25 protein-coding genes are annotated in these 25,381 nt (G+C 73.7%); 9 read left to right on the top strand and 16 right to left on the bottom strand.

The genetic code is table 11. The annotated features are described in order from the left end of the window. Positions 1-81 precede the first annotated feature (81 nt). Positions 82-1,680: an MFS transporter gene (locus tag ACIP5O_RS12250; protein WP_401291827.1), complete on the top strand. Its 1,599-nt coding sequence runs from the start codon at positions 82-84 to the stop codon at positions 1,678-1,680. Between the two features lie 52 nt (positions 1,681-1,732). On the opposite strand, the gene ACIP5O_RS12245 is transcribed toward ACIP5O_RS12250, so the two are convergent. From ACIP5O_RS12245 to ACIP5O_RS12235, 3 genes are all read right to left on the bottom strand, one after another. Then, the gene (locus ACIP5O_RS12245; RefSeq protein ID WP_401291974.1) at positions 1,733-2,395 is read right to left on the bottom strand and encodes a response regulator; all 663 of its coding nucleotides are present in this window, start codon (positions 2,393-2,395) and stop codon (positions 1,733-1,735) included. 56 nt (positions 2,396-2,451) lie between these two features. Then, positions 2,452-3,651, bottom strand: coding sequence for a sensor histidine kinase (locus ACIP5O_RS12240; RefSeq protein ID WP_401291825.1), 1,200 nt, complete (start codon positions 3,649-3,651; stop codon positions 2,452-2,454). 167 nt (positions 3,652-3,818) lie between these two features. Then, positions 3,819-4,514: a TetR/AcrR family transcriptional regulator gene (locus ACIP5O_RS12235; protein ID WP_401291822.1), complete on the bottom strand. Its 696-nt coding sequence runs from the start codon at positions 4,512-4,514 to the stop codon at positions 3,819-3,821. Between the two features lie 236 nt (positions 4,515-4,750). Here ACIP5O_RS12235 and ACIP5O_RS12230 point away from each other — a divergent pair, with 236 nt between their 5' ends. Beyond that, positions 4,751-5,203 carry a nitroreductase family deazaflavin-dependent oxidoreductase gene (locus tag ACIP5O_RS12230; RefSeq protein WP_401291971.1) on the top strand — a complete coding sequence of 151 codons (453 nt, stop codon included), beginning with the start codon at positions 4,751-4,753 and terminating at the stop codon, positions 5,201-5,203. A 76-nt stretch (positions 5,204-5,279) separates the two neighbouring features. Here ACIP5O_RS12230 and ACIP5O_RS12225 read toward each other — a convergent pair whose 3' ends face one another. Beyond that, positions 5,280-6,677 (bottom strand): geranylgeranyl reductase family protein, encoded by a 1,398-nt coding sequence (locus ACIP5O_RS12225; protein WP_401291969.1) that lies wholly within the window; start codon positions 6,675-6,677, stop codon positions 5,280-5,282. A gap of 306 nt (positions 6,678-6,983) precedes the next feature. Here ACIP5O_RS12225 and ACIP5O_RS12220 point away from each other — a divergent pair, with 306 nt between their 5' ends. Further along, complete coding sequence (locus tag ACIP5O_RS12220) at positions 6,984-8,348, top strand: dipeptidase (protein ID WP_401291819.1); 1,365 nt, start codon at positions 6,984-6,986, stop codon at positions 8,346-8,348. A gap of 193 nt (positions 8,349-8,541) precedes the next feature. Here ACIP5O_RS12220 and ACIP5O_RS12215 read toward each other — a convergent pair whose 3' ends face one another. Beyond that, the gene (locus ACIP5O_RS12215) at positions 8,542-9,576 is read right to left on the bottom strand and encodes an NUDIX domain-containing protein (protein WP_401291816.1); all 1,035 of its coding nucleotides are present in this window, start codon (positions 9,574-9,576) and stop codon (positions 8,542-8,544) included. Between the two features lie 147 nt (positions 9,577-9,723). Between ACIP5O_RS12215 and ACIP5O_RS12210 the strand changes: the two genes are divergently transcribed. Continuing rightward, complete coding sequence (locus ACIP5O_RS12210; RefSeq protein WP_356542330.1) at positions 9,724-9,948, top strand: hypothetical protein; 225 nt, start codon at positions 9,724-9,726, stop codon at positions 9,946-9,948. 64 nt (positions 9,949-10,012) lie between these two features. Here ACIP5O_RS12210 and ACIP5O_RS12205 read toward each other — a convergent pair whose 3' ends face one another. Then, positions 10,013-11,002, bottom strand: coding sequence for an ROK family protein (locus ACIP5O_RS12205; protein WP_401291813.1), 990 nt, complete (start codon positions 11,000-11,002; stop codon positions 10,013-10,015). 152 nt (positions 11,003-11,154) lie between these two features. Here ACIP5O_RS12205 and ACIP5O_RS12200 point away from each other — a divergent pair, with 152 nt between their 5' ends. After that, the gene (locus ACIP5O_RS12200; protein ID WP_401291811.1) at positions 11,155-12,189 is read left to right on the top strand and encodes a LacI family DNA-binding transcriptional regulator; all 1,035 of its coding nucleotides are present in this window, start codon (positions 11,155-11,157) and stop codon (positions 12,187-12,189) included. Positions 12,190-12,232: 43 nt separating this feature from the next. Here ACIP5O_RS12200 and ACIP5O_RS12195 read toward each other — a convergent pair whose 3' ends face one another. The 5 genes from ACIP5O_RS12195 to ACIP5O_RS12175 all read right to left on the bottom strand — a co-directional run bounded on the left by ACIP5O_RS12195 (position 12,233) and on the right by ACIP5O_RS12175 (position 16,856). After that, positions 12,233-13,522, bottom strand: coding sequence for a DUF6986 family protein (locus tag ACIP5O_RS12195; RefSeq protein ID WP_401291808.1), 1,290 nt, complete (start codon positions 13,520-13,522; stop codon positions 12,233-12,235). 152 nt (positions 13,523-13,674) lie between these two features. Continuing rightward, on the bottom strand, positions 13,675-14,637 hold the full coding sequence (locus tag ACIP5O_RS12190) for an electron transfer flavoprotein subunit alpha/FixB family protein (RefSeq protein ID WP_401291805.1): 963 nt from the start codon (positions 14,635-14,637) through the stop codon (positions 13,675-13,677). Positions 14,638-14,725: 88 nt separating this feature from the next. Further along, a complete protein-coding gene (locus tag ACIP5O_RS12185; RefSeq protein WP_401291802.1) occupies positions 14,726-15,520 on the bottom strand; it encodes an electron transfer flavoprotein subunit beta/FixA family protein in 795 nt (264 codons plus the stop codon). 199 nt (positions 15,521-15,719) lie between these two features. Further along, on the bottom strand, positions 15,720-16,244 hold the full coding sequence (locus ACIP5O_RS12180; RefSeq protein ID WP_401291800.1) for a flavin reductase family protein: 525 nt from the start codon (positions 16,242-16,244) through the stop codon (positions 15,720-15,722). 300 nt (positions 16,245-16,544) lie between these two features. After that, complete coding sequence (locus tag ACIP5O_RS12175) at positions 16,545-16,856, bottom strand: thioredoxin family protein (protein WP_125665075.1); 312 nt, start codon at positions 16,854-16,856, stop codon at positions 16,545-16,547. Between the two features lie 248 nt (positions 16,857-17,104). Between ACIP5O_RS12175 and ACIP5O_RS12170 the strand changes: the two genes are divergently transcribed. Next, positions 17,105-17,824, top strand: a complete 720-nt coding sequence (locus ACIP5O_RS12170; protein WP_356545215.1) for a lysophospholipid acyltransferase family protein — start codon at positions 17,105-17,107, stop codon at positions 17,822-17,824. Here the strand turns inward: ACIP5O_RS12170 and ACIP5O_RS12165 are convergent. The 5 genes from ACIP5O_RS12165 to ACIP5O_RS12145 form a co-directional block, all read right to left on the bottom strand. Further along, positions 17,811-18,428 carry a transglutaminase family protein gene (locus ACIP5O_RS12165; protein WP_401291796.1) on the bottom strand — a complete coding sequence of 206 codons (618 nt, stop codon included), beginning with the start codon at positions 18,426-18,428 and terminating at the stop codon, positions 17,811-17,813. The two genes, ACIP5O_RS12170 and ACIP5O_RS12165, sit on opposite strands and share 14 nt — an antisense overlap. Positions 18,429-18,502: 74 nt before the next feature. Then, on the bottom strand, positions 18,503-19,582 hold the full coding sequence (locus ACIP5O_RS12160) for a threonine aldolase family protein (protein ID WP_383440767.1): 1,080 nt from the start codon (positions 19,580-19,582) through the stop codon (positions 18,503-18,505). Further along, complete coding sequence (locus ACIP5O_RS12155) at positions 19,579-20,340, bottom strand: SDR family NAD(P)-dependent oxidoreductase (RefSeq protein WP_401291793.1); 762 nt, start codon at positions 20,338-20,340, stop codon at positions 19,579-19,581. The genes ACIP5O_RS12160 and ACIP5O_RS12155 overlap by 4 nt, the downstream gene beginning before the upstream one ends. A 53-nt stretch (positions 20,341-20,393) precedes the next feature. After that, the gene (locus tag ACIP5O_RS12150) at positions 20,394-21,800 is read right to left on the bottom strand and encodes a DUF6421 family protein (protein ID WP_401291790.1); all 1,407 of its coding nucleotides are present in this window, start codon (positions 21,798-21,800) and stop codon (positions 20,394-20,396) included. Positions 21,801-21,991: 191 nt separating this feature from the next. After that, the gene (locus ACIP5O_RS12145) at positions 21,992-22,543 is read right to left on the bottom strand and encodes a GNAT family N-acetyltransferase (protein ID WP_401291787.1); all 552 of its coding nucleotides are present in this window, start codon (positions 22,541-22,543) and stop codon (positions 21,992-21,994) included. Positions 22,544-22,714: 171 nt separating this feature from the next. On the opposite strand from ACIP5O_RS12145, the gene ACIP5O_RS12140 reads away from it, so the two are divergent. From ACIP5O_RS12140 to ACIP5O_RS12130, 3 genes are all read left to right on the top strand, one after another. Next, positions 22,715-23,299 carry a DUF5134 domain-containing protein gene (locus tag ACIP5O_RS12140; protein WP_401291784.1) on the top strand — a complete coding sequence of 195 codons (585 nt, stop codon included), beginning with the start codon at positions 22,715-22,717 and terminating at the stop codon, positions 23,297-23,299. Between the two features lie 153 nt (positions 23,300-23,452). Further along, positions 23,453-24,388: a M56 family metallopeptidase gene (locus ACIP5O_RS12135; RefSeq protein WP_401291781.1), complete on the top strand. Its 936-nt coding sequence runs from the start codon at positions 23,453-23,455 to the stop codon at positions 24,386-24,388. A gap of 302 nt (positions 24,389-24,690) precedes the next feature. Continuing rightward, positions 24,691-25,377, top strand: coding sequence for a phosphatase PAP2 family protein (locus tag ACIP5O_RS12130; protein ID WP_401291778.1), 687 nt, complete (start codon positions 24,691-24,693; stop codon positions 25,375-25,377). The last annotated feature ends 4 nt before the right edge of the window (positions 25,378-25,381 follow it).

Raw genomic sequence — 25,381 nt, 5'->3', positions numbered from 1 at the left:
CGTTAGCAGAAACCACCCCTTTTGTTGCACGAGAATTAAATGCACTTGCATTCAATGCATGTGCATGTACTGTCTCTGCCCATGACCTCTCCGCTCACCCAAGCGCCCGCGACGGACTCCGGGCGCTGGAGCCCGCGCCTCTGGGGCACCCTGCTCGTGCTCTGCGCCGCGATGTTCCTCGACGCCCTCGACGTCTCCATGGTCGGCGTCGCCCTGCCCTCGATCGCCGCCGACCTCGACCTGTCCACCGCCACCCTCCAGTGGATCGTGAGCGGCTACATCCTCGGCTACGGAGGACTGCTGCTCCTCGGCGGCCGCGCCGCCGACCTGCTCGGCCGGCGCCGGGTCTTCCTGATCGCGCTCGCCGTCTTCGCGCTCGCCTCCCTGCTCGGCGGACTCGTCGACTCCGGGCCGCTCCTCATCGCCAGCCGGTTCGTCAAGGGGCTCAGCGCCGCCTTCACCGCCCCCGCCGGCCTGTCGATCATCACGACCACCTTCAAGGAGGGCCCCCAGCGCAACCGGGCCCTGTCCATCTACACCACCTGCGCCGCCACCGGCTTCTCCATGGGCCTCGTCCTGTCCGGCCTGCTCACCGAGCTGAGCTGGCGGTGGACCATGCTGCTCCCCGCCCCCGTCGCCCTGATCGCCCTCGCCTTCGCGCTGCGCCTCATCCCGCACAGCTCCCGCGACGACTCCTCCGGCGGCTACGACCTGCCGGGCGCCGTCACCGGCACGGCCGCGATGCTGCTGCTCGTCTTCACCGTCGTCGAGGCGCCCGAGGCGGGCTGGGCCTCCGCCCGCACCCTGCTGTCCTTCCTGGCCGCCGCCGCCCTGCTCGTCGCCTTCGTCCTGATCGAACGGCGCAGCGCGAGCCCCCTGGTGCGGCTCGGGGTGCTGCGCTCCGGCTCGCAGGTCCGGGCCCAGCTCGGCGCGGCGGCGTTCTTCGGCTCGTACGTCGCCTTCCAGTTCATCGTGACCCAGTACATGCAGTCGTTGCTCGGCTGGTCCGCGCTCCAGACGGCGCTCGCCTTCCTGCCCGCCGGCGTGCTCGTGGCCCTCTCGTCCACGAAGATCGGCGGCGTCGTGGACCGGTTCGGCACGCCCCGGGTGATCGCCACCGGCTTCGCCCTCCTCGTCGTCGGGTACGCGCTCTTCCTGCGGATCTCGCTCGTCCCGCAGTACGCGGCCGTGATCCTGCCGTCGATGCTGCTCATCGGCGCGGCCTGCGCCCTGGTCTTCCCCTCGCTCAACATCCAGGCCACCAACGGCGTGGACGACCGCGAGCAGGGCATGGTCTCGGGCCTGCTCAACACCTCGATCCAGGTCGGCGGCGCGTTCTTCCTGGCCGTGACCACCGCCGTCATCACCGCGAGCGGCGGAGACGGCGGGAACGCCTCCCCGCAGGCGGTCCTGGACGGCTTCCGCCCGGGTCTGGCCGTGGTCGCGGTCATCGCCCTCGCCGGACTGCTCATCACCCTGCCGGGGCTGCGGAGGCAGCGGGCCGCGAACGGGTCGGTCGTGGTCGCGCGGTCCTCGACCGCCGATCCGGCGGCCGTCGATCCGGTGACCTCCGACGTGGCGGCCGTCAATCCGATGACCTCCGACGTGGCAGCCCTCGATCCGGTGGCCTCCGACGCGGTGGCCGAGACCTCCCCGGCGAAGGTCGCCCTCCGCGACTGACCATCGGGAGGTACGGGGGGACGGGGGGACGGGGGACGCGCGGCCGGGCGGATCAGCCCAGCCAGCCCGGCCGCACGAGCCCCGACTCATAGGCGAGCACGACGAGTTGGGCGCGGTCGCGGGCGCCCAGCTTCACCATGGCGCGGCTCACGTGGGTCTTGGCGGTGAGCGGGCTGACGACCAGCCGGCGGGCGATCTCCGCGTTCGACAGGCCGATGCCCACGAGGGCCATCACCTCCCGCTCCCGCTCGGTCAGCGCGTCGAGCGCGGCCGTGGCCGCCGGGGTCCTGGAGCGGGCCGCGAACTCCTCGATCAGACGGCGGGTGACGCCCGGGGAGAGCAGCGCGTCCCCGTGGACGACGGCGCGCACGGCCCGCAGCAGTTCGTCCGGCTCGGTGTCCTTGACGAGGAACCCGGAGGCGCCGGCGCGGATCGCCTCGAAGACGTACTCGTCGAGCTCGAAGGTGGTCAGCATGACGACCCGCACCCCGGCGAGCTCCGGGTCGTCCGTGATCCGCCGGGTCGCCTCCAGGCCGTCGAGCCGTGGCATCCGGATGTCCATGAGGACGACGTCGGGACGCAGGGCGCGCACCCGCTCCACGGCCTCCTCGCCGTCGGCGGCCTCCCCCGTGACCTCGATGTCCGGCTGGGCGCCGAGCAGGGCGCGGAACCCCGCCCGCACCAGCGACTGGTCGTCGGCGAGCAGGACCCGGATCGCGGCGGAGCCGTCTTCGGTCACGGGGTCCCCTTCGGCCACCGGGCCTCCTTCGGTCACGGGGCCTCCTCGGGCCTGAGTGGGAGGACGGCGTGGACGCGGAAGCCGCCGTCCGGGCGGGTGCCCGCCTCGATGGTGCCACCGAGGGCGGCGGCCCGCTCCCGCATGCCGGCGAGGCCGTTGCCGGTGCCCCCCGCCTCGGTGCCGGTGGCGGGGCCGTCGTCGTCGACCGTCAGCTCCAGGCGCCCGGAGCCGTACGCGACCCGCACCCGGGCGGTACGGGAACCGGAGTGGCGCACCACGTTGGTGAGCGCCTCCTGCACGATCCGGAAGGCGGCGAGGTCGGCGCCGGGCGGCAGGGCGGAGGCCCGGCCGGCCGGCGTGACGGTGACGGCGAGACCCGCGGCCCCGGCCTGTTCGACCAGTTCGGGCAGCCGGTCGAGGCCGGGGGCCGGGGCGCGGGGGGCGTCGCCGGGGGTGCGGAGGGTGTCGAGGACCTGGCGGACCTCGCCGAGCGCCTCCTTGCTGGCCGCCTTGATGGCGGTCAGGGCGGTGCGGGCCTGCTCGGGGTCGGAGTCCAGGAGGGCGAGGCCGACGCCCGCCTGCACGTTGATCACGGAGATCGAGTGGGCGAGCACGTCGTGGAGTTCGCGGGCGATGCGGAGCCGTTCCGCGTCGGCGCGGCGCCGTTCCGCGGCGGCCCGGTCCGCCCGCCGCCGGGCCCGCTGCTCGCGCTTCTCCCGGATCGCCTCGGAGGCGGCGAGGACGGCGACGGCGAAGGCGGCCGCGGTGATCTCCTGACCCCAGGGCGCGGGTCCGTCGCCGGGCGGGGGGAGCAGGCGGTAGAGCCAGTGCGCGAGCAGCAGGTGGCCCGTCCAGAGCAGGCCGAGGGCCCATGCGGCGGCGGTGCGGTGACCGCGCACGACGGCGGCGAAGCAGGCGACGGCGACCAGGGCGAAGACCGGGCCGTACGGGTAACCGGCCGCCAGGTAGCCGAGGGTGACGGCCGCGACGGCGAACACCACCGGCACGGGCCTGCGGTGACGGAGCAGCAGCGGGACCGCCCCGAGCAGCAGCAGGATCCGGCCGACCGCGTCGAGCGCCTCCCGGCCGGTCTGGTCGCGCCCGGCGAACCCGCTCCCCGCCACCACGAGCAGGGCGATCAGCAGCGTCGACCGCCAGGGCAGCCGGTCGTCGTCCCGCTCCCACCGGCTCCGGCGACCGTTCGGGGGCCGGTCCGCCCTCTCCTCGTCCATACCGGCCACGCTAGCCGCGCCCGCCCCGCGCCGACGTCCGCCCGAGGGGGTGGCCGGGCCTACTCCCCCGGAAGTACGGCGGTACGGCGGTACGGCGGTACGTCAGCGGGACTTTGGTACGGAGACAGGGCCTTGGTACGGGGACGGGGCGGCGGGCCCGGGCGGGTTCAGCCGCGCGGAAGCAGGCCCACGTCCTGGCCCAGGCGGCGGGCGGCCGCGGCGAAGAAGGCGTCGCGGTCCTCGACGACGCGGTGGAACTGGCCGAAGACCTCGAAGGAGACCAGGCCGAAGAGCTGCGACCAGGCGGCGACGAGCGCGACGGCGAGGGCCGGGGGGAGGTCCGGGGCGATGTCGGCGGCGATCCGCTCGGCCTCCGGGCGCAGGGCGTCCGGGAGCGGGGGGAGGGCGACGCCCTCGCCGGTGTGGGCCAGGCGGACGATCCCGATCAGGGTGAGACCGACGCGGGCCGCGGGGCCGACCGTGTCCTGGGGGGCGCTGTAGCCGGGGACCGGGGAGCCGTAGATCAGGGCGTACTCGTGGGGGTGGGCGACCGCCCAGGCGCGGACCGCCCGGCAGACGGCGGTCCAGCGGTCCAGCGGGCGCTGCCCGGCGGAGTCGGCGGCGGCCCGCTCGGCGGCGGTGCCGACGGCGTCGTAGGCGTCGACGATCAGGGCGGTGAGGAGGTCGTCGCGACTCGGGAAGTAGCGGTAGAGCGCGGAGGACACCATGCCCAGCTCGCGGGCGACGGCCCGCAGGGACAGCTTGGCGGCGCCTTCCGCCGCGAGCTGGGTGCGGGCCTCGTCCTTGATGGCGGCGGTGATCTCGATGCGGGCGCGGGCGCGGGCTCCTCGAACGGTCGTCATGGAGAGCAGTGTGCCACTTCCGGAGCACCGCATCGAAATGAGAGCACTGCTCTTGATTGTGAGCGGTGGACCGTGCACACTGATCTCAAGCGAGAGCAGTGCTCTCGCTCCACTCGGGCAGAAGACCCGACAGAAGCCCTCAGGAGGCAGCCATGTCCCCCCAGCCCGCCGACCCCACCGGCTCCTCCCCCACCGTCCCCTCTCCCTCCCCTTCCCCCGCCACCGCCGCGCACGTCATGAAGCCCGGCTGGTTCACGGTGAACGTCCTCAACCGCCTGGTCGCCTGGGCGACCCGCCGGGGGATCAGCGTCTGGGGGTCCCGCGTCCTCGCCGTCCGGGGGCGCAAGAGCGGCGAATGGCGCCGCACCCCCGTCAACCTCCTGACGGTGGACGGCGCCCAGTACCTCGTGGCCCCCCGCGGCCACGTCCAGTGGACCCACAACATGCGGGCCGCCGGCGGCGGGCAGCTCCACCTCGGCAGGCACGTGGAGGAGTTCACCGCCGTCGAGGTCGCCGACGACGCCAAGCCCGCGCTGCTCCGCGCCTACCTCAAGCGCTGGAAGGCCGAGGTCGGCATCTTCTTCGACGGGGTCGGCCCGGACTCCTCCGACGCCGAACTGCGCGCCGTGGCGCCGAAGCACCCCGTCTTCCGCATCACGACGACGGGCCCCGCCGGCCCGGCCGCCTGAGCGGACCGGACCGACGGGGCCCGTACGGGTCGATCACGGTTCCCGGCGGCCGTACCGGAGCGCCGCGGGGAGAGAGTCAGGCGCCCGTCCCCGTGCTCTCCGTACCCTCCGCGCTCTCCTTGCCCTCCGTGCTTCCCGCGTTCCCCGTGTCCTCCGTGTCCTCCGCCTCCGGCGCGCCCCGGTCCTTCGCCGTGACGCCCCGGCCCACCGGGCCGACGCCGGACGAGGTGTCCATCCGCTTGTCCAGGAGTTCGAGGGCCCGCCGGGCCAGACCGTTCGAGCGGACCATGCCGCCGAGGGTGGCCGAGCCCCGGGTGATGTCGGCGAAGGCGTTCCAGGCCGGCCGCAGTCCCGTGAGCGTGGCGTGCAGCAGTCCCGGGCGCCGCTCGAAGACGGCGAGCATCCGCCGCCCGACCGCCATCTCCACGCCGAGGCCCGCCTTGATGGCGAAGGCGTAGTTCAGGGCCTGGCGGCGCGCGTCGACCGCGTCGTTCGCCTCGGCGACCCGCACCGCCCACTCGCCCGCGAGGCGGCCCGAGCGGAGCGCGTACGAGATGCCCTCGCGCGTCCACGGCTCCAGGAGACCGGCCGCGTCGCCGCAGACCAGGACCCGGCCGCGGGAGAGCGGCGAGTCGTCGGTGCGGCAGCGGGTCAGGTGGCCGGAGGAGAGCGAGGGTTCGAAGCCGGCCAGGCCGAGCCGGGCGACGAAGTCCTCCAGGTACCGCTTGGTGGCGGCCCCCTCGCCGCGCGCCGAGATCACGCCGACGGTCAGCGTGTCGCCCTTGGGGAACACCCATCCGTAACTGCCGGGCATCGGGCCCCAGTCGATGAGGACGCGGCCCTTCCAGTCCTCGGCGACGGACGGCGGCACGGGGATCTCCGCCTCCAGGCCCAGGTCGACCTGGCCCATCTTCACCCCGACGTGAGCGCCTATGCGGCTGGCACTGCCGTCGGCGCCGACGACCGCGCGCGCCAGGATCGTCTCGCCGTCGGCCAGGACGACGGCGGCGGTCCGCCGGTCCGGCACCGACGGCCCGTGCTGCTCCACCCGGGTCACCGTGGCACCGGTCCGCAGCTCGGCGCCGGCCTTCTGCGCGTGCTGGACGAGCTGCGCGTCGAACTCGGGGCGGTTAATGAGCCCGAAGAGCATCCGGCGCGAGCGGCGGGTGCGGGCGAAGCGTCCTTCGAGGGAGAAGGTGACGGCGTGCACCCGGTCCTGGAGGGGCAGTTCGAAGCCCGGCGGGAGCGAGTCCCGGGAGGGGCCGATGATGCCGCCGCCGCAGGTCTTGTAGCGGGGCAGCTCGGACTTCTCCAGGAGGAGCACCCGGCGCCCGGCCACCGCCGCCGCGTAGGCCGCGGACGCGCCGGCCGGTCCGGCGCCGACGACCACGACGTCCCAGACGTCCGCCGCGCCGTCCGGGTCCGCCGTCCCGTCGCCCGCGGCGGGAGCCCCGTCCCCGACGCGGTCCGTCACGTCACCCGCCGCGTCGTCCGCCACGTCACCCGCGGCATCGTCCCCGACGCCGTCCCTCGCCGCCTCCGCACCGCTGCCCTCAGGAGCCGCGCCCTCGGGCTCGGTGTTCTCCGGACCGGCGTTCCCTGCGTGCTCGCTGCTCACGATGTGCTTCTGCTCCTGATCCGACCGGGGGTCTGCTCCTCACGCATCCTACGGCGCGGTAGCCGGGACCCCGGCCGTAGGATCGACGGTGCGTTCGCCGCGCCACGACACGCGACGGACGCCTCCTCCCGTCGTAACGTCGCACCCATCAGGAGCGTGCCCATGACCTCGAATCCGATCGCCGAGACCGTACGGTCCCTGATGCCCCGCGCCAGGGCGGAGCTCACGGAGCTGGTGGCCTTCGAGTCGGTGGCGGACGAGAACGTGGCCCCGCGCAGCGAGTGCGAGGCGGCGGCGAGCTGGGTCGCGGACGCGCTGCGCGCCGAGGACTTCCAGGACGTGGCCCTGCTCGACACCCCGGACGGCTCGCAGGCCGTGTACGGCATACTGCCCGGCCCGGCCGGCGCCCCGACCGTCCTGCTCTACGCGCACTACGACGTGCAGCCGAAGCTGGACGAGGCCGCGTGGCTCTCCCCGCCGTTCGAGCTGACCGAGCGCGACGGCCGCTGGTACGGGCGCGGCACGGCCGACTGCAAGGGCGGGGTGATCCTGCACCTGCTCGCGCTGCGCGCCCTGAAGGCGAACGGCGGCGTCCCGGTGACGGTGAAGGTGATCGTCGAGGGCTCGGAGGAGCAGGGCACCGGCGGTCTGGAGCGGTACGCGGAGGAGCACCCCGAGCTGCTGACCGCCGACGCGATCGTGATCGGCGACGCGGGCAACTTCCGGGTGGGCCTGCCGACGGTGACCGCGACGCTGCGCGGCATGACGATGATCCGGGTGCGGATCGACACCCTGGAGGGCAACCTGCACTCCGGCCAGTTCGGCGGCGCCGCCCCGGACGCGCTCGCCGCGCTGATCCGCGTGCTCGACTCGCTGCGCGGCCCGGACGGTTCGACCGTCATCGACGGCCTGCCGGGCGACCGGGTGTGGGAGGGCCTCCAGTACCCGGAGGAGAACTTCCGCCAGGACGCCAAGGTGCTGCCGGGCGTGGACCTGCCGGGCGGCGGCACGGTCGCGGACCGCATCTGGGCGCGTCCCGCCGTCACCGTCGTCGGCATCGACTGCCACCCGGTGGCCGGCGCCACCCCGTCCATCCCGAAGACGGCCCGCGCGCAGGTCAGCCTGCGGGTGCCGCCGGGCCAGGACGCGGCCGAGGCGACGAAGCTGCTCTTCGCCCACATCGAGAACCACACCCCGTGGAACGCCCGGGTGACGCTGGAGCAGGTCGGCCAGGGCCAGGCGTTCCAGGCGGACACGTCGAGCCCGGCGTACGCCTCGATGGCCGAGGCGATGGAGGTCGCGTACCCCGGTCAGGAGATGCAGACGGCCGGTCTGGGCGGCTCGATCCCGCTCTGCAACACGCTCGCCTCGCTGTACCCGGAGGCGGAGATCCTGCTGATCGGCCTGAGCGAGCCGGAGGCGCAGATCCACGCGCCCAACGAGTCCGTGTCCCCGGAGGAGCTGGAGCGCCTGTCGGTGGCCGAGGCGCACTTCCTCGTCAACTACGCGCGCTCGAAGCAGGTCTGACCGTACGCCGGCTCCCGGTCGGGTTCAGCGGCCGGCGAAGCCCGCCGGGAGAGCGGAACCGGGCGGCGGACGCGACGGCGGCGGCCGTCCGGGCGGGCTTGGTCCGAGCGGCTCCGGCGGCCCGGGCGGCCTTGGTCCGAGCGGCTCCGGCCGGTCGCGACGGCCCGGCCGGAGCCGGGCCGCCCCCGGTGGTTCACCCCACCGGGACCCCGGCCTCCAGGTTGAGGACCGTGCCCCGTTCCCGCGCGCGCAGGGCCCAGCGGAGGCGCTGGTGGCGGACGGGCGGCAGCAGGTCGGCGGCCTCCTCCTCGGTGACGAAGCGCCAGCCGCGCAGTTCGGCCCCGGGAAGGCTCAGCCGCTCGGTGTCGGCGGGCCGGAGGGTGCCGCCGTCGAAGAGGAGGCGCAGCCCTCCGTACTTCGGGGGCTCGGGGCGTTCCCAGTCGACGAGCAGCAGCCGGGGCACGGCGTCGAGCGCGAGGCCGATCTCCTCGGCCACCTCCCTCATCCCGGCCCGGGCCGGGGGCTCGCCGGGCTCGACGACGCCGCCGGGGAACTCCCAGCCGGGCTTGTAGGTGGGGTCCACGAGCAGGAAGCGGTCCTGCTCGTCGAAGAGCAGCACGCCGGCGGCGACGGTCTCGCCGGTGGGTTCGGGCGTCTGGACGATCCCGCAGGGGGCCGCGAGCCCGTCCCGGACCGCGTCGGCGACGGTCCGGGCGGTCTCGGCCACGGTGAGCGCGGAGTTGTCGACGGTGTACGCGTCGGCGGCGAGCCAGCCGAGGGCGGCGCGGTACGGATCCACGTGTCCGTGGCTCCACTCCCGTACGCGGGCGTCGACCTCGGGGTCGCCGTACTCCTCCCGGGTGTCGATCCGCTGACGCAGGATCGTTTCCTCAGGTGTGAGCAGGATGTGGCGCACCTCGATGCGGCGGGCGGCCAGTCCGCCGAAGATCTCGTCCCGGTACTCCTGGCGGAGCAGGGTCATGGGGACGACCAGGACGCCGCCGACCTCGGCGAGCAGGGCGGCGGCGGTGTCGACGACGAGGCGCCGCCAGATCGGCAGGTCCTGGTAGTCCTCGACCTCGGCGAGCCGCTTGGCCGGAAGGAGCCGGCGCACCGCGCCGCCGGTGGACTCGGGGTCGTACAGGGTGCTGTGCGGGATCAGATCGACCAGTTCGCGCGCGGTGCTGGACTTTCCCGCGCCGAACGCCCCGTTGATCCAGACGATCACGTTTCCCCCTCTTCGGTAGCCCCCTGTGGCTTGCCCGCAACACCCTGCCACGAAAACCACGAACGTATGGATCGGCGGAGCGATCGGCATGTGCGTGACGCTTCGGGGAAACCGTCGTTGGGAACGGCAAGCACGAGGGGTGTGGAAATGAGTCGTACGGTTCTCGAACGTTTTCCCGCCGGCGGCCCGCGGGGCAGCTGGCCCGCCGAGGAGTTCGCCGGCGCGCGCCGCAACGAAGGGGTGCCCGCGCGGGTCGTGATGGACCTGGAGTCCGACGCGTTCCTGGTGGTCGTCGAACAGAGACCGCCGGAGCGGAGGACGGCCGAGGGCAGACTGGTCGGCCCGAGGAGGGCCGAGCGGGTACGGGAGTGAACGAGGGACGGGAGGAGGGGGAGCCGCGCGGCTCCCCCTCCTCCCGTCCCTCGTTCCCGCGCCCTCAAGGGCCGGTGGCGGCACCCGCGTTCGCGCCGGTGTGCGCCCCCGGCTCCCGCGCGCGCGTGGCGGCCGCCGCCGCGCCGAGGAGGCCCGCGTCCGTGCCCGTGACGGCGGGGACGACCGTCAGGTCCCGTACGAAGGAGAGCGTGGCGTAGTCGCGCAAGCCCCGCCGCAGGGGGGCGAAGAGGACCTCGCCGGCGCCCGCCACCCCGCCGCCGACGACCGCGATGTCGATCTCGACGAGGGCCGCCGTGGCGGCGATGCCCGCCGCGAGCGCCCGGGCCGCACGCTCGAACGCGGCGGTGGCCACCGGGTCCCCCGCGCGCGCGGCGGCGGCCACCGCGGCGGCGGAGACGTCGCCGTCGGGCCCCGGCCGCCAGCCGTTCTCCAGGGCGCGCCGTGCCAGGTGGGGCCCGCTGGCGACGCGTTCGACGCAGCCGCGCCCGCCGCAGGCGCAGGGCTCGCCGTCCAGCTCGACCACGATGTGTCCGATGTGACCGGCGTTGCCGGTGGGGCCCGGGTGGAGGCGCCCGCCGAGGACGAGGCCGCCGCCGACGCCCGTGGAGACCACGAGGCAGAGGGCGTTGTCGTGGCCCCGGGCGGCTCCGAGCCAGTGCTCCGCCGCCGTCATGGCGACGCCGTCGCCGACGAGGGTGACCGGCCGTCCGCCGGCGGCCCGGTGGACCCGCTCGACGAGCGGGTAGTCGCGCCAGCCGGGGACGTTGACGGGACTCACGGTCCCCCGGGCCGCGTCGACCGGGCCCGCGCTGCCGATGCCGACGGCGTCGGCGGCCTCCCACAGCGGGGAGGCGGCGAGTTCGCCGAGGACGTCCTCGACCGCCGCCATCACCGTCTCGCCGTCCTCACGCGCGGGCGTGGGCCGCCGGGACCGGACGCGGACGCGGCCCTCGCCGTCGACCAGGGCGCCGGCGATCTTGGTGCCCCCGATGTCGAGGGCGACGACGAGGCCCGTGGCGAGGTCGGTGTGCATGGGCGGGAAACCTCCGGGGACGGCCGGGAACGGTCGGGCGTCCGTATGGTCTCACGCGGCATGACAACGTTGTCCAGGCCCTATGCTCGTCCGGAGTCCGAAAGACGGCCCGGCCACGGCGGGGTCCCGACACGACGGAGGAACCGCAGACCGTGGCCGACACCGCCCACCGCCCCGAGCGCCGCTACGGCAACCGGCCCACGATGAAGGACGTCGCCGCCAAGGCGGGCGTGGGCCTGAAGACGGTGTCCCGGGTGGTGAACGGCGAGCCGGGCGTCACCCCCGACACCGAGCGGCGCGTGCAGGAGGCCATCGAGGCCCTCGGCTTCCGGCGCAACGACAGCGCGCGGGTCCTGCGCAAGGGCAGGACCGCCACCGTCGGTCTGGTCCTGGAGGACCTCGCCGACCCCTTCTACGGTCCGCTGAGCCGGGCGGTCGAGGAGGTCGCGCGGGCGCACGGAACCCTGCTGATCAACGGGTCGAGCGCCGAGGACCCCGACCGGGAGCAGGAGTTGGCGCTGGCTCTGTGCGCGCGCCGGGTCGACGGCCTCATCGTCATCCCGGCCGGTGACGACCACCGGTATCTGGAGCCCGAGATCAGGGCGGGCGTCGCCACGGTCTTCGTCGACCGTCCCGCCGGACGGATCGACGCCGACGCGGTCCTCTCCGACAGCTTCGGCGGTGCGCGCGACGGCACGGCCCACCTGATCGCGCACGGCCACCGCCGGATCGGCTTCGTCGGCGACCGGCCGCGGATCCACACGGCGGCCGAGCGGCTGCGCGGCTACCGCGCGGCGATGGAGGACGCGGGCCTGCCGGTCCGGGAGGAGTGGGTCTCGCCGGGACCGACCGACCCGGAGCGGGTGGGCGCGGCGGTACGGGGGATGCTGGCCGCGCCGGAGCCGGTGACGGCGCTGTTCGCGGGGAACAACCGGGTCACCGTCACGGCCGTCCGGATCCTCGCCGCGCACGCCCGGCCGGTCGCCCTGGTCGGTTTCGACGACATCGAACTGGCCGACCTGCTCGGCATCACGGTCGTCGCCCAGGACGCCGCCGCGCTCGGCCGGACGGCGGCGGAGCGCTTGTTCCGGCGCCTGGACGGGGCCGAGGGGGCGCCGGAGCGGGTGGTGCTCGGCACGACGCTCCTCGCCCGGGGCTCGGGCGAGGTCCCGCCGCCGACGGCCTGACGCCGACGTCCCGTCACCGGCCGTCGGCGGGTCCGTCGTCCGGCTACTCGGCCGAGGCGGTGAGGTCGCCGCGGCGCGGGGCCGCGAAGCGGTCGAGGGCGGCGCGGGTCATGCCGGTGAGGGCGTCGACCTCGGCGGTGTCGAGGGCGCCGCAGTCGATGCCGCGCAGCAGGTAGGAGCTGAGCGCCTTGGCGGTGGCGGGCTCGTCCATGACGTCGCCGCCCGCGTGGTTGGCGTAGGCGGAGAGGCGCTTGGCGGCGGCCTCGAAGCCCTCGCGGTAGAAGGCGAAGACGGCGGCGTAGCGGGTGGGGATGTGGCCGGGGTGCATGTCCCAGCCCTGGTAGTAGGCGCGGGCGAGGGCGCGCCGGGTGAGGCCGTAGTGCAGGCGCCAGGCCTCGTGGACGTGCGCGGTGGAGCCGACCGGCAGGACGTTGGTGGAGCCGTCGGAGACGCGAACGCCGGTGCCGGCGGCGGCGACCTGCATGATCGCCTTGGCGTGGTCGGCGGCCGGGTGGTCGCTGGCCTGGTAGGCGGCGGAGACGCCGAGGCAGGCGCTGTAGTCGAAGGTGCCGTAGTGCAGTCCGGTGGCGCGGCCCTCGGCGGCGCCGATCATGCGGGCGACGGCGGCGGTGCCGTCGGCGGCGAGGATGGCCTGGCTGGTCTCGATCTGGATCTCGAAGCCGAGGCGGCCGGCGTCGAGGCCGTGGGCCTTCTCGAAGGCCTCCAGGAGGCGCACGAAGGCGGTGACCTGCTCGGGGTAGGTGACCTTGGGGAGGGTGAGGACGAGGCCCTCGGGGAGACCGCCGTGCTCCAGGAGGCCGGTGAGGAAGACGTCGGTGGTGCGGATGCCCCGGTCGCGTACGGCGGCCTCCATGCACTTCATCCGGATGCCCGTGTACGGGGCGGCCGTCCCCTTCGCGTACGCCTCGGAGACCAGCCGGGCGGCGCGGGCCGCGTCCCGGTCCTCGTCGTCGCCCCCGTAGCCGTCCTCGAAGTCGACCCGGAGGTCCTCGATCGGCTCGCGCTCCAGCTTGGCCCGCACGCGGCCGTACACGTCCTCGGCGAGGTCGTCGGAGAGGCCGAGGACGGCGGCGAAGGAGGCGGCGTCGGGGGCGTGCTCGTCGAGGGCGGCGAGGGCCTGGTCGCCCCAGGAGCGGACGGTGCCGGCGTCGAAGACGTTGCCGGGGACGTAGACGGTGTGGACGGGCTGGCGGGTGCCGGGGTCCCCCGGGTAGCGGCGGTCCAGCTCGGCGTCCACCGCGGCGAGGGAGGCGCTGATGCCCTCGCTGACCGCGCCCGCGAGGCTCGTCGACACCTTCTCCTGCTGACCCATCCCACTACCCTCCTGTTTTCCGCTGCACGGAATCAACAATCCGTATGGCGAAGTTAACGGGCGGCCGGAGCTGAGTCAATGGGTGTCCGAAACGGCCGGGGGCCGCACGGTGAGAGTTCACCGTGCGGCCCCCGGTCCGACAGAACCGCAGGTCAGCCCTTGCGGGTCTTGACCTCTTCGGTCAGCTGCGGGACGACCTCGAAGAGGTCGCCCACCACGCCGTAGTCGACGAGCTCGAAGATCGGCGCCTCGGCGTCCTTGTTGATCGCGACGATCGTCTTCGAGGTCTGCATGCCCGCGCGGTGCTGGATCGCGCCGGAGATGCCGGACGCGATGTACAGCTGCGGCGAGACCGACTTGCCGGTCTGGCCGACCTGGTTGGCGTGCGGGTACCAGCCGGCGTCCACCGCGGCGCGCGAGGCGCCGACGGCCGCGCCGAGCGAGTCGGCGAGGGCCTCGATGATCGCGAAGTTCTCGGCGCCGTTGACGCCGCGGCCGCCGGAGACCACGATCGCGGCCTCGGTCAGCTCCGGGCGGCCGGTCGACTCGCGCGGGGTGCGCGAGGTGACCTTGGTGCCGGTGGCCAGCGGGCCGAAGGAGACCGACAGGGCCTCGACGGCGCCGGCGGCCGGGGCGGCCTCGACGGGGGCCGAGTTCGGCTTGACCGTGATGACCGGGGTGCCCTTGGAGACGCGGGACTTGGTGGTGAAGGAGGCGGCGAACACGGCCTGCGTCGCCACCGGGCCCTCGTCACCGGCCTCCAGGTCCACGGCGTCGGTGATGACGCCGGAGCCGATGCGGACCGCGAGGCGGGCCGCGATCTCCTTGGCCTCGGCCGAGGACGGCACGAGGACGGCGGCCGGGGAGACCGCGTCGTAGGCGGCCTGGAGGGCGTCGACCTTGGGGACGACGAGGTACTCGGCGAACTCGGGCGCGTCGGCGGTCAGGACCTTGACGGCGCCGTGCTCGGCGAGGGCCGGGGCGGTGTCGGCGGCGCCGTTGCCGAGGGCGACGGCGACCGGGTCGCCGAGGCGGCGGGCGAGCGTCAGCAGCTCCAGGGTGGGCTTGCGGACGGCTCCGTCGACGTGGTCGACGTAGACGAGGATCTCAGCCATGGGGATTCAATCTCCTGCGAAGGTGAGGGGGAGGTCTGAGCGGCGCGCGCGAACCCCGGGAAGGCTCCCGGCCCGCGCGGCTGAAGCCTTAGACGAACTTCTGGCTCGCGAGGAACTCGGCGAGCTGCTTGCCGCCCTCGCCCTCGTCCTTGACGATCGTGCCGGCCGTGCGGGCCGGACGCTCGGTGGCGGAGTCGACCGCGGTCCACGCGCCCTCCAGACCCACTTCCTCGGCCTCCAGGTCGAGGTCGGAGAGGTCCAGGGACTCCACCGGCTTCTTCTTGGCGGCCATGATGCCCTTGAAGGACGGGTAGCGCGCCTCGCCCGACTGGTCCGTCACGGAGACGACGGCCGGCAGGGAGGCCTCCAGCTGCTCGGAGGCGGCGTCGCCGTCGCGGCGGCCGGTCACCGTACCGTTGGGGCCGCCCTCGATCTTCACCTCGGAGAGCAGCGTGACCTGCGGGACGCCCAGGCGCTCGGCCAGGATCGCGGGCAGCACGCCCATGACGCCGTCGGTGGAGGCCATGCCGGTGATGACCACGTCGTAGCCGGTCTTCTCGATGGCCTTGGCGAGCACCAGCGAGGTGCCCATGACGTCGGAGCCGTGCAGGTCGTCGTCCTCGACGTGGACCGCCTTGTCGGCGCCCATGGACAGCGCCTTGCGCAGCGCGTCCTTGGCGTCCTCGGGACCGACCGTGAGCACGGTGACCTCGGCGTCGTCCGCCTCTTCCGCGATCTGCAGGGCCTGCTCGACCGCGTACTCGTCGAGCTCCGACAGCAGGCCGTCGACGTCGTCGCGGTCCACCGTCAGGTCATCGGCGAAGTGCCGGTCGCCGGTGGCGTCGGGCACGTACTTCACACAGACAACGATCCTCAAGCTCACGCCGGCTCTCCTACTGCATCGTCATAACTGGGCTGCCTTGTTGCTCGCAGCATAGGCGCCTGAAGGGCGGGTTTCCGATCGGGGCGCCGGACGCCCCGACCAAAATATTACTCGCCAGTACACCCAGTTCGTTACCGCTGAGCAAGCGCTCAGCCGTGTGACCTTGCCAACGCGCGGAGAGCGGCGCGTACGGGAACTCTCAGTCGCGCAGCGCGTTGAAGCGCCCGTGGTGGTAGAGGAGCGGCCGGCCCGCCCCGTCCGGGTCGCCCGCGACCGCCTGCGCGATGACGATCCGGTGGTCCCCGGCGGGCACCCGGGCCACGACGCGGCACACCAGCCAGGCGAGGACGTCGTCGAGGACGGGCACGCCCTCGGGACCGACGCTCCAGCGGGTCCCCTCGCCGAAGCGGTCGGCGCCGCTGCGCGCGAAGGTGGCGGCCAGGTCCTGCTGGTGCTCGCCGAGTATGTGCACGCCGATGAACTCGGCCTCGGAGACCACCGGCCAGGAGGAGGACGCGGTGCCCACGCCGAAGGAGATCAGGGGCGGTTCGGCGGCGACGGAGTTGAGCGAGGTCGCGGTGAACCCCACGGGACGCTCGCCGTGCGCGGTGACGACCGCGACGCCGGCCGCGTGCCGGCGGAAGACGGAGCGGAGCAGATCGGGAGAGGCCTGCCGGGGCGCGCCGATCGTGGGAACGGTGCGGAGCTCGGGCGAAACCGTCATGGAATTGTCCTTCTGCGAGGGCGGCATGAGAGGAGTCCTGGAGTGGGTCAGACGCCCGGACAGCGCGCGCTCGCGTTGCGGGCCAGGTCCACGTGGGCCCGCCCGTAGAGAAGGAGTTCCAGAGTCACCCCGCCAGGGTGACGATCGGTGGCGGTTGCAGTCAAGTGCGTACCGCGATGTGGGAGGAGCGTCACCGCGTGCGCCGGGAGGGGTTCGCCCGCCCGGACCGGGAGGGTCGTCACCGCGCGCGTACGGGAAGGGGGTGCCGCCGCGCGCGTACGGGAAAGAGGTGTCACCGCGTCAGACCGCCCGGCCCAGGGCGGCGATGACGTCCGCCCTGCGGGGCTGTCCGGCGGCCCGGCGGACGACGCGGCCGGTCCGGTCGAGGACGAGCACGGTGGGGGTGCGCGCGACGCCGAGCGCGCGCACGAGGTCGAGCCGCTCCTCGGCGTCGATCTCGACGTGTCCCACGCCGGGCACCATCGCGGCGACCTCGGCGAGGGTGCGGCGGGTCGCCCGGCAGGGCTGGCAGAAGGCGGTCGAGAACTGGACCAGGGTGGCCCGCTCCCCCAGTTCGGCGCCGAGCACCTCCGGTCCCAGGACCTCGCTCATCCCTCCCCCTCCTCCGTATCGGTCCGCGCACGTCTGTTCCGCGCGTCACGGGGTACAGCGTCACGGAGCGGGCGTTCGATTCCCGTTCCGGCCACCACGAGTGATGAGAATCTCTCCGTGCGACGGCGCTCAGGCTGGTCACAGCGTCCCTCATGGGGCACGATCTGCCCGAAGCCGAAAACCTACGGCCGCGTAACTTCGCCGGGAGAACCCTCCCCGGACAAGCAGGAAGAAGGGGTTCCTCTCCGATGGCAGAACTCGTCTATCGGCCGGTCATCGGTGCCGCCCTGACCATGTTCAAGGCGCTGGACCTGAAGATCGAGACACAGGGTTCGGAGCACATCCCGCGGACCGGCGGAGCCGTCCTGGTCAGCAATCACATCAGCTACCTGGACTTCATCTTCACCGGTCTCGCCGCGCTGCCCCAGAAGCGCCTGGTGCGCTTCATGGCGAAGGACTCGGTCTTCCGGCACAAGGTCTCGGGTCCGCTCATGCGCGGCATGAAGCACATCCCGGTGGACCGCGCCCAGGGCGAGCACGCCTACAAGCACGCCCTGGAGTCGCTGCGGGCCGGCGAGATCATCGGCGTCTTCCCCGAGGCGACCATCTCCCAGTCCTTCACGCTCAAGGGCTTCAAGACGGGCGCGGCGCGCCTCGCGCAGGAGGCCGGCGTCCCGCTGATCCCGATGGCGCTGTGGGGCACCCAGCGGATCTGGACGAAGGGCCGGCCGCGGAACTTCAAGCGGAACCACATCCCGGTGACGATCCGCGTCGGCGAGGCCGTGGAGGCCCCCGCCGACCAGTACGCGGGCGCCATCACCCGGCGGCTGCGCGAGCGCGTCCAGGAGCTCCTGGAGGCCGCGCAGCGCGCCTACCCGGTCCGCCCCAAGGACGCGGGCGACACCTGGTGGGTGCCCGCGCACCTCGGGGGCACGGCTCCGACGCCGGCCCAGGTCAAGGAAGCCTGACCGGCCCGAGCTCCGCGGGGAGCGTCCGCTCCAGGTACGGCCGATCGGGGGCGGCCTTCAGGGCCGCCAGGACCGCCGGGTGGGGTTCGGCGTGGAGCAGCGGGTAGTCCACCTCGCCGAGCTCCGGCCGTACGGTCCACGCGAGGCGTTCCTCCCCGAGGGAGAAACGGGCGTCGACGCCCGGCTTGACTCCCCGGGGGTCCTGGCGGGCCCACGCCCGCTCCCCCGGCAGCAGGACGGCGACGAGGCCGTGCACCACGGGGTGGGAGCCGTCGTCGTCCGTGAGGCGCTGGTAGCAGAGGGCGGCCGGGACGCCCCGGGCCCGCAGGAGCGCCGCGTACGCGATCGACTTGGCGTAGCAGATGCCGGTGCGCAGCTCCAGGACGTCGGAGGCGCGCCAGGTGACGCGGGGGTCGCCGGTGTCCATGGAGTGCGGGACGGCGTCGCGTACGTGGTCGAAGGCCGCTTCGGCGTATGCGTATGCGTCGGGGTGTGCGGCGGAGAGGCGGTCCGCGATCTCCCGTACGACCGGGTGCTCGTGGTCGACGGCCTCGCTCGCGGCCAGGTAGGCGCTGATGTCGGGGTCCTGCTGGATGAGTTCCATGCCGGTCGACCCTATGGAGACGGCCGGACAGAATCAATCGATTTCCGTCCGGCCGCATATTCATGCAGTGCGGGCTAGCGGGCCAGCTCTTCCTTCAGGGCCTGGAGGAAGGCGTCCACGTCGTCCTCCGTGGTGTCGAAGGCGCACATCCAGCGCACGTCGCCGGCGGCTTCGTCCCAGAAGTAGAAGCGGAAGCGCTCCTGGAGCCGGCGGCTCACCTCGTGCGGAAGGCGGGCGAAGACCGCGTTGGCCTGGACCGGGTAGAGGATCTCCACCCCGTCGAGGGCGCGCACCCCGGCGGCGAGGCGCTGGGCCATCGCGTTGGCGTGGCGGGCGTTGCGCAGCCAGAGGTCCTTCGCGAGGAGGGCCTCCAGCTGCACCGACACGAAGCGCATCTTCGACGCGAGCTGCATGGACAGCTTGCGCAGGTGCTTCATGTGGCTGACCGCGTCCGGGTTCAGCACGATCACGGCCTCGCCGAAGATCATGCCGTTCTTGGTGCCGCCGTACGAGAGCACGTCCACGCCCACCGCGTTGGTGAAGGCGCGCATGGGCACGTCGAGCGAGGCGGCGGCGTTGGCTATCCGGGCCCCGTCGAGGTGCACCTTCATGCCCTTGGAGTGGGCGTGCTCCACGATCGCGCGGATCTCGTCCACCGTGTAGACGGTGCCCAGCTCGGTGTTCTGGGTGATCGAGACGACCTGGGGCATGGCCCGGTGCTCGTCCTCCCAGCCCCACGCCTGCCGGTCGATCAGCTCGGGGGTGAGCTTGCCGTCCGGGGTCGGCACGGTGAGCAGCTTGAGGCCGCCCATCCGCTCCGGCGCGCCGCCCTCGTCCACGTTGATGTGGGCGGACTCGGCGCAGATGACGGCCCCCCAGCGGTCGGTGAGCGCCTGGAGGGCGGTCACGTTGGCCCCGGTCCCGTTGAAGACCGGGAAGGCCTCGGCGCCCGGACCGAAGTGGCTGTGCACGATCCGCTGGAGGTGGTCGGTGTACCGGTCCTCGCCGTAGGCGACCTGATGGCCTTCGTTGGCGAGGGCGAGGGCCGCGAGGACCTCGGGATGGGCGCCGGCGTAGTTGTCGCTGGCGAAGCCCCGGACCGACGGGTCGTGGTGACGACGCGCGTCGGTCCTGGGGCCGAGGGCCGCGGTCACGGCTTGGGGGTCAGCCACAGACGCTGTCCATTCACTTCCTGGGCGGGCTTGTCCCACAGGCCGGCGATCTCCGCGGCCAGGTCGTCGACGTCGGTGAAGCCCGCGAACTTCGCGCTGGGGCGCTCGGCGCGCATCGCCTCGTGCACCAACGCCTTGATCACCAGGATCGCAGCCGCCGCCTGCGGGCCGTCGTCGCCCCCCAGCTTGCGGAAGGAGTCCGCCATGGCCAGGGTCCAGGCCTCGGCCGCCGCCTTGCCCGCGTTGTACGCGGCGTTCCCGGCGACCGGCTTGTGGGCGCCGACCTGGCTGATCAGGGCGTAGCGGCCGCGGCCGCCCGCGCGGAGCAGCGGGTCGTGGAAGGCGAGCGAGGTGTGCTGGACCGTGCGGACCAGGAGCTTTTCCAGGAAGTCCCAGTCCTTGAGCTCGGTCTCCGTGAAGGAGGCGCTGCCGCGCCAGCCGCCGACGAGGTGGACCAGGCCGTCGATCCGGCCGAACTCCTTCTCGGTCTTGGCGGCCCAGTCGCGGGTGGCGGCGAGGTCGAGCAGGTCGACGGTGTCGCCGACGACCGTGGCGCCGCCGTGCGCGTAGCGGGCCGCGTCGACGGCCTCCGCGAGGCGGGCCGGGTCGGCGTCGGACGCGATCACGGTCGCGCCCGCCTCGGCGAGCCGCAGCAGCGCGGCGCGGCCCGCGGGACCGGCCGCGCCGGCGACCGCGATGACGGCGCCGTCGAGCGGCCCGCCGTTTCCGTCGGCGTTCATGGACACCGTCTCCTCCGTGCGCTCGGCGTTCCTCGATTTCCCGGCAGGAGCGCTCACGCGGCGGCCCGCTCGGTGCGCGGGGCGTCGGCGGCGGTGATCCCCTTGGTGTCGGCGATCACGCCCTTCAGCTTCTTGGCGAGGGCCTCGAAGAACATGCTGAGCGGAAACTCGTCCGGAAGCACGTCGTCGACGAGCTTGCGCGGCGGCAGGGAGAGGTCGAGGGCGTCGGGACCCTTGGCCCACTTCGAGCCCGGGTGCGGGGCGAGGTAGGTGGAGACCAGCTCGTACGCCTTGAACCAGTGGACGAGCTTGGGGCGGTCGATGCCGTCGCGGTAGAGCTTCTCGATCTCGGCGCAGAGCTGGTTGGTGACCTCGGGGGCCCGCTGCCAGTCGATCTTGAGCGTGTTGTCCGTCCAGCGCACCACGTCGTGCTTGTGGAGGTACGCGAAGAGGAGCTGGCCGCCGAGGCCGTCGTAGTTGCGGTTCCGGTCGCCGGAGAGCGGGAAGCGGAACATGCGGTCGAAGAGGACGGCGTACTGCACGTCACGGCCGTGCGTGTTGCCCTCGGCCTCCAGCTTCACGGCCTCCTTGAAGGCGGTGAGGTCGCAGCGGAGCTCCTCCAGGCCGTACATCCAGAAGGGCTGGCGCTGCTTGATCATGAAGGGGTCGAAGGGCAGGTCGCCGTGGCTGTGGGTGCGGTCGTGGACCATGTCCCAGAGGACGAAGGCCTTCTCGCAGCGCTCCTGGTCGTCGATCATGGCGGCGATGTCGGCGGGCAGCTCGATGCCCAGGGTGTCGACGGCGGCCTCGGTGACCTTGCGGAAGCGGGCGGCCTCGCGGTCGCAGAAGATGCCGCCCCAGGTGAAGCGCTCGGGAGCCTCGCGGACGGCGACGGTCTCCGGGAAGAGGACGGCCGAGTTCGTGTCGTACCCGGCGGTGAAGTCCTCGAAGGTGATGCCGCAGAAGAGCGGGTTGTCGTAGCGGGTGCGCTCCAGCTCGGCGAGCCACTCGGGCCAGACCATGCGGAGCACGACGGCCTCGAGGTTGCGGTCCGGGTTGCCGTTCTGCGTGTACATCGGGAAGAGCACGAGGTGCTGGAGCCCGTCGGCGCGGTCGGCGGCCGGCTGGAAGGCGAGCAGCGCGTCCAGGAAGTCCGGCACCGCGAAGCCGCTCGCGGCCCACTTGCGCAGGTCGGAGACGAGGGCGCGGTGGTAGGCGGCGTCGTGCGGGAGGAGGGGGGCGAGGTGCTCGACCGCGCCGACGACCCGGTCGAGGGTCAGCTCGACGAGGGAGCGGGCGGGGGCGTCCTCGGCCTCGAAGTCGATGGAGCCGTCCGCGCGCTGCCAGGCGCGGATCTCCTCCACGGCGTTCTTGAGCTCGGGCCAGGCCGGGTGGTCGATCACCCGGGCGTCGGTGGATATCCCCTCACCGGTCACGTCCTGCACAAGAATTTCCGTCATGCCTCTTCCTCCACAGGAGAACCTCGCGTCAAGACACCGTATACATCGACGCTTCTCCCCCACAAGAGGAGCAAGAGAAATTATCCTGTGCGACCCCCCTGTCGACAGAAGTTTTTCCTGTCGTCAGGGGGTGAGGCCACGCTTCCGCCCTTCGGGTCCTTTCGGGACCCGCGGGTCCGCCGGGCCCCGGCTCACACCAGCGGCTTGACCAGCAGCTCGAACTCCAGGTCGTCGCGCTGGGGCACGCCGAAGCGCTCGTCGCCGTAGGGGAACGGCGTCGTCCGGCCCGTCCGCCGGTAGCCGCGCCGCTCGTACCAGGCGATCAGCTCCTCGCGCACGGAGATCACCGTCATGTGCATCTCGCGCACGTCCCACAGCGCGCGCACCCGGCGCTCGGCCTCCGCGATGATCCGCTTGCCGAGGCCCGCGCCCTGGAGCTCGGGGCGGACGGCGAACATCCCGAAGTAGGCGGCCTCGCCGCGGTGCTCCAACTGGCAGCAGGCGACGGTCTCGCCGTCCCGCTCGACGACCAGGAGGCGGCTGCCGGGGGCGGTGATGACGGCGGCCACGCCCTCGGGGTCGGTGCGCTGTCCCTGGAGGATGTCCGCCTCCGTGGTCCAGCCGCCCCGGCTGGCGTCGCCCCGGTAGGCCGACTCCACGAGCGGGACGAGGACGGGGACGTCCTCCAGGACCGCTTCGCGATAGCTGATCCGGCCGGTCTCCTGGGACGTGGCGGTGTCCATGTACGGGGCTCCCCTCGGGCGTCGACGATCGGCGTGCGCGATCGTCCCGAGCCTAACGCGCGCACCTTTCGCTCCCCCTCGTACGCCTGTGCGCAACCGTGCGCCCGCGTACCCCTCCGCGGAGGCGGGCATTTTCCTCCGGAGGGGACGGTGACGAGGGGGAGGTGTGCCGTGCACGGACCGGCTCTGTCCGGGTGGCTGCTGGTCGCCCTGTGCGCGGTGACGGGCGTGTACTGCCTGCTGCGGATGCGCGCGTGCGCCGGGGAGGAGCGGCGGGCCGCGGGCGGCGAGGCGGTGATGGGGTTCGGGATGGCGTTCATGGCGCTGCCCGCGGCGGTCCTGACGCCGCCGGAGTGGAGCTGGGCGGTGTACGCGGCGGTGTTCGGCGCGACGGCGCTGCACGGCCTGCTCGCCGTCCGGCACGGCGGCCACCACCTGCACCACCTGGTGGGCTCGCTCGCCATGGTCTACATGGCGGTGGCGATGGCGGTCCCGGGCGGGCCGGGGGCGCACGCGGGGCACACGGCGACGGGCGCGGGGGGCATACCCGTGCTCACGGGCGGGCTCCTCCTCTACTACGCGGCGTACGTGCTGCGCGCGGGGGCGCGGCTCGTCCCGGTGACGGCGCCCGCGGGCGGCCCGGCGGACGGCTCCGCGCCGACAGGTGGGGCGGGCCGGACGGGCGGCCCGGAGATGACGCTGGCCTGCCGTCTGTCGATGGCGCTGGGCATGGTGGCGATGCTCGTGACGCTCTGAACACGTCGGGGGCGGGGCCGTGGCGGCGGGTCGCCCGCCCGTCGGAGGGGCGGGTGCCCGTCCCTCCGACGGGCGGGCAACGAAACCGTGGCGTACGTCACTTGCTCTCCGCGCCCGTACCCCCGGCCGGTACCGCGCTCATAGGCTGGCGCCATGTGGGTCTCCCTCGTGCTGTTCCTGCTCGGTCTCCTGACCGCCCTCGCGGCCCCCCGGCTGCTGTCCCGGGCGGACTGGGTCGAGCGAGAACCCGTGGTGGCCCTGTGGGTGTGGCAGTGCGTGGTGGCCGCCGTCCTGCTGAGCTTCGCGCTCTCCATGACGTTCAGCGCGTCCGCCGCCTGGCAGGCCGTGCGGGGGCAGGTCTTCGCGCCCGCGCCGAGCGCCGTGGTCGAGGCGTACGAGCTCGGCACGAGCGGCCCCTGGTCCGCGGTGCTCGCGGTGGCCCTCGCGGCCGGCGGGGTGTGGTCCGGGGCGATGCTGGGCCGGGAGATCGGCCGGGCCCGCGCCCGGCGTCGGCAGCGCCGCTGCGACCTGCTCGTCCGGGCGCCCCTGATGCCCGGGGAGGAGCCGGGCGGCGAGCGCCTGGTGGTCCTGGAGGGCGAGCGGGCGGACGCCTGGTGGCTGGCGGGGCCCACGCCCCGGCTCGTCATCACCACGGCGGCGCTGCGCCGGTTGAAGGGACGTCAGCTGGACGCGGTTCTGGCGCACGAGCAGGGACACGCCCGCGCCCGGCACGACTGGCTGCTGCACTGCTCGGCGGCGCTGGCCGCCGGTTTCCCGGGGATCCCCGTCTTCACGGCCTTCCGCGAGGAGATGCACCGCCTGGTGGAGCTGGCCGCCGACGACGTGGCCTCGCGCCGGTTCGGCCGTCTGACGATCGCGCTCGCACTGGTCGAACTGAACGAGGACCGGGGGGTGTTCGGACCCGGGCCGGCCCCGGGCGCGGGCCTGCCCCAGCGGGTGAACCGCCTCCTGACCGCGGCGCCCCGGCTCACCGCCGGGCGCCGGCTGCGCCTGACGGCGGCCGCGGCCCTGGTGCCCGTGGTCCCGGTGCTCGTGGCCTTCGTCCCGGCCCTGCGCGCGCTGGGTTAGGGCCTGTCCGGCGGATCAGGGTCGGGTGGGCCGCGGCGTCTGGTGCATGGGGTCTCCCCAGGCCCTCAAGGGCCTAGGGGAAGCATCGCAAGGCGCCGGAGCGGCTCGATAGCGGAGCTATCGGGACGTTTCGGCAACGCGGCGAGGTACCGTGCCAGGCGTCGCGGCCCCGGCCATGATCCGCCGGACAGGCCCTAGCCCCCTGACCCGCAGGGCGCCCCGGAAGGCGCGCGAAGCACGCGGAGGACCGCCCGGGGCGTGTGAGGGGCCGTGCGGCGACGGTCCTGGGGCAGGATCGGCGCATGCGCTCCTCCGCCGTGGTCTCCGGAGTCCTGTCCGCCCTGCTGCTCGCGCTCGTCGCCGTCGGCTGGTCGCCGCTGCTCTCCTTCGACCGGTCGGTCGCCGAGGAGCTGCACCGCGGCGCCGTCGCCCACCCCGGCCTCACCCGCGTCAACCGCGTCCTGAGCGACTGGGTCTGGGACCCGTTGACGATGCGCGCCCTGGCCGCCGGCACCGCGGCGCTGCTGTGGTGGCGGAGGGAGCGGCGGCTCGCCCTGTGGGTGGTCGGGACGAGCGTCCTCGCCGTGCTGCTCCAGCAGGGCCTGAAGGCGCTGGTCGGGCGGGAGCGGCCCCAGTGGCCCGATCCGGTGGACTGGGCGCGCTACACGGCCTTCCCGTCCGGGCACGCGATGACGGCGACGGTCACCTGCGGACTGCTGCTCTGGGTCCTCGCGCTGCACTGGCGGGACGAGTGGCGCGGCTGGGGCGCGCTGGCGGGCGCCGCGGCCGTGTCGGTGCTCGGGGTGGGGTGGACCCGGGCCTACCTGGGCGTCCACTGGCCCTCGGACGTCGTCGGGGGCTGGCTCCTCGGCTGGTTCTGCGTGGCCGTGGCGATCCTCGCGTACCGCAGGAGCGAGCGGCGTGGCCCGCGGACCTCCCCCGGGGCCGGCGACGCGGACGGCGGGAGCGGAAGGGCTGGGGAACGGTGAAGCC

Origin of the sequence: Streptomyces sp. NPDC088915, from assembly GCF_044749825.1 — a bacterium.
Taxonomy (GTDB): domain Bacteria; phylum Actinomycetota; class Actinomycetes; order Streptomycetales; family Streptomycetaceae; genus Streptomyces.
The sequence above is the reverse complement of the archived record's forward strand: the minus strand, read 5'-3'. Positions and strand labels throughout refer to the sequence as shown.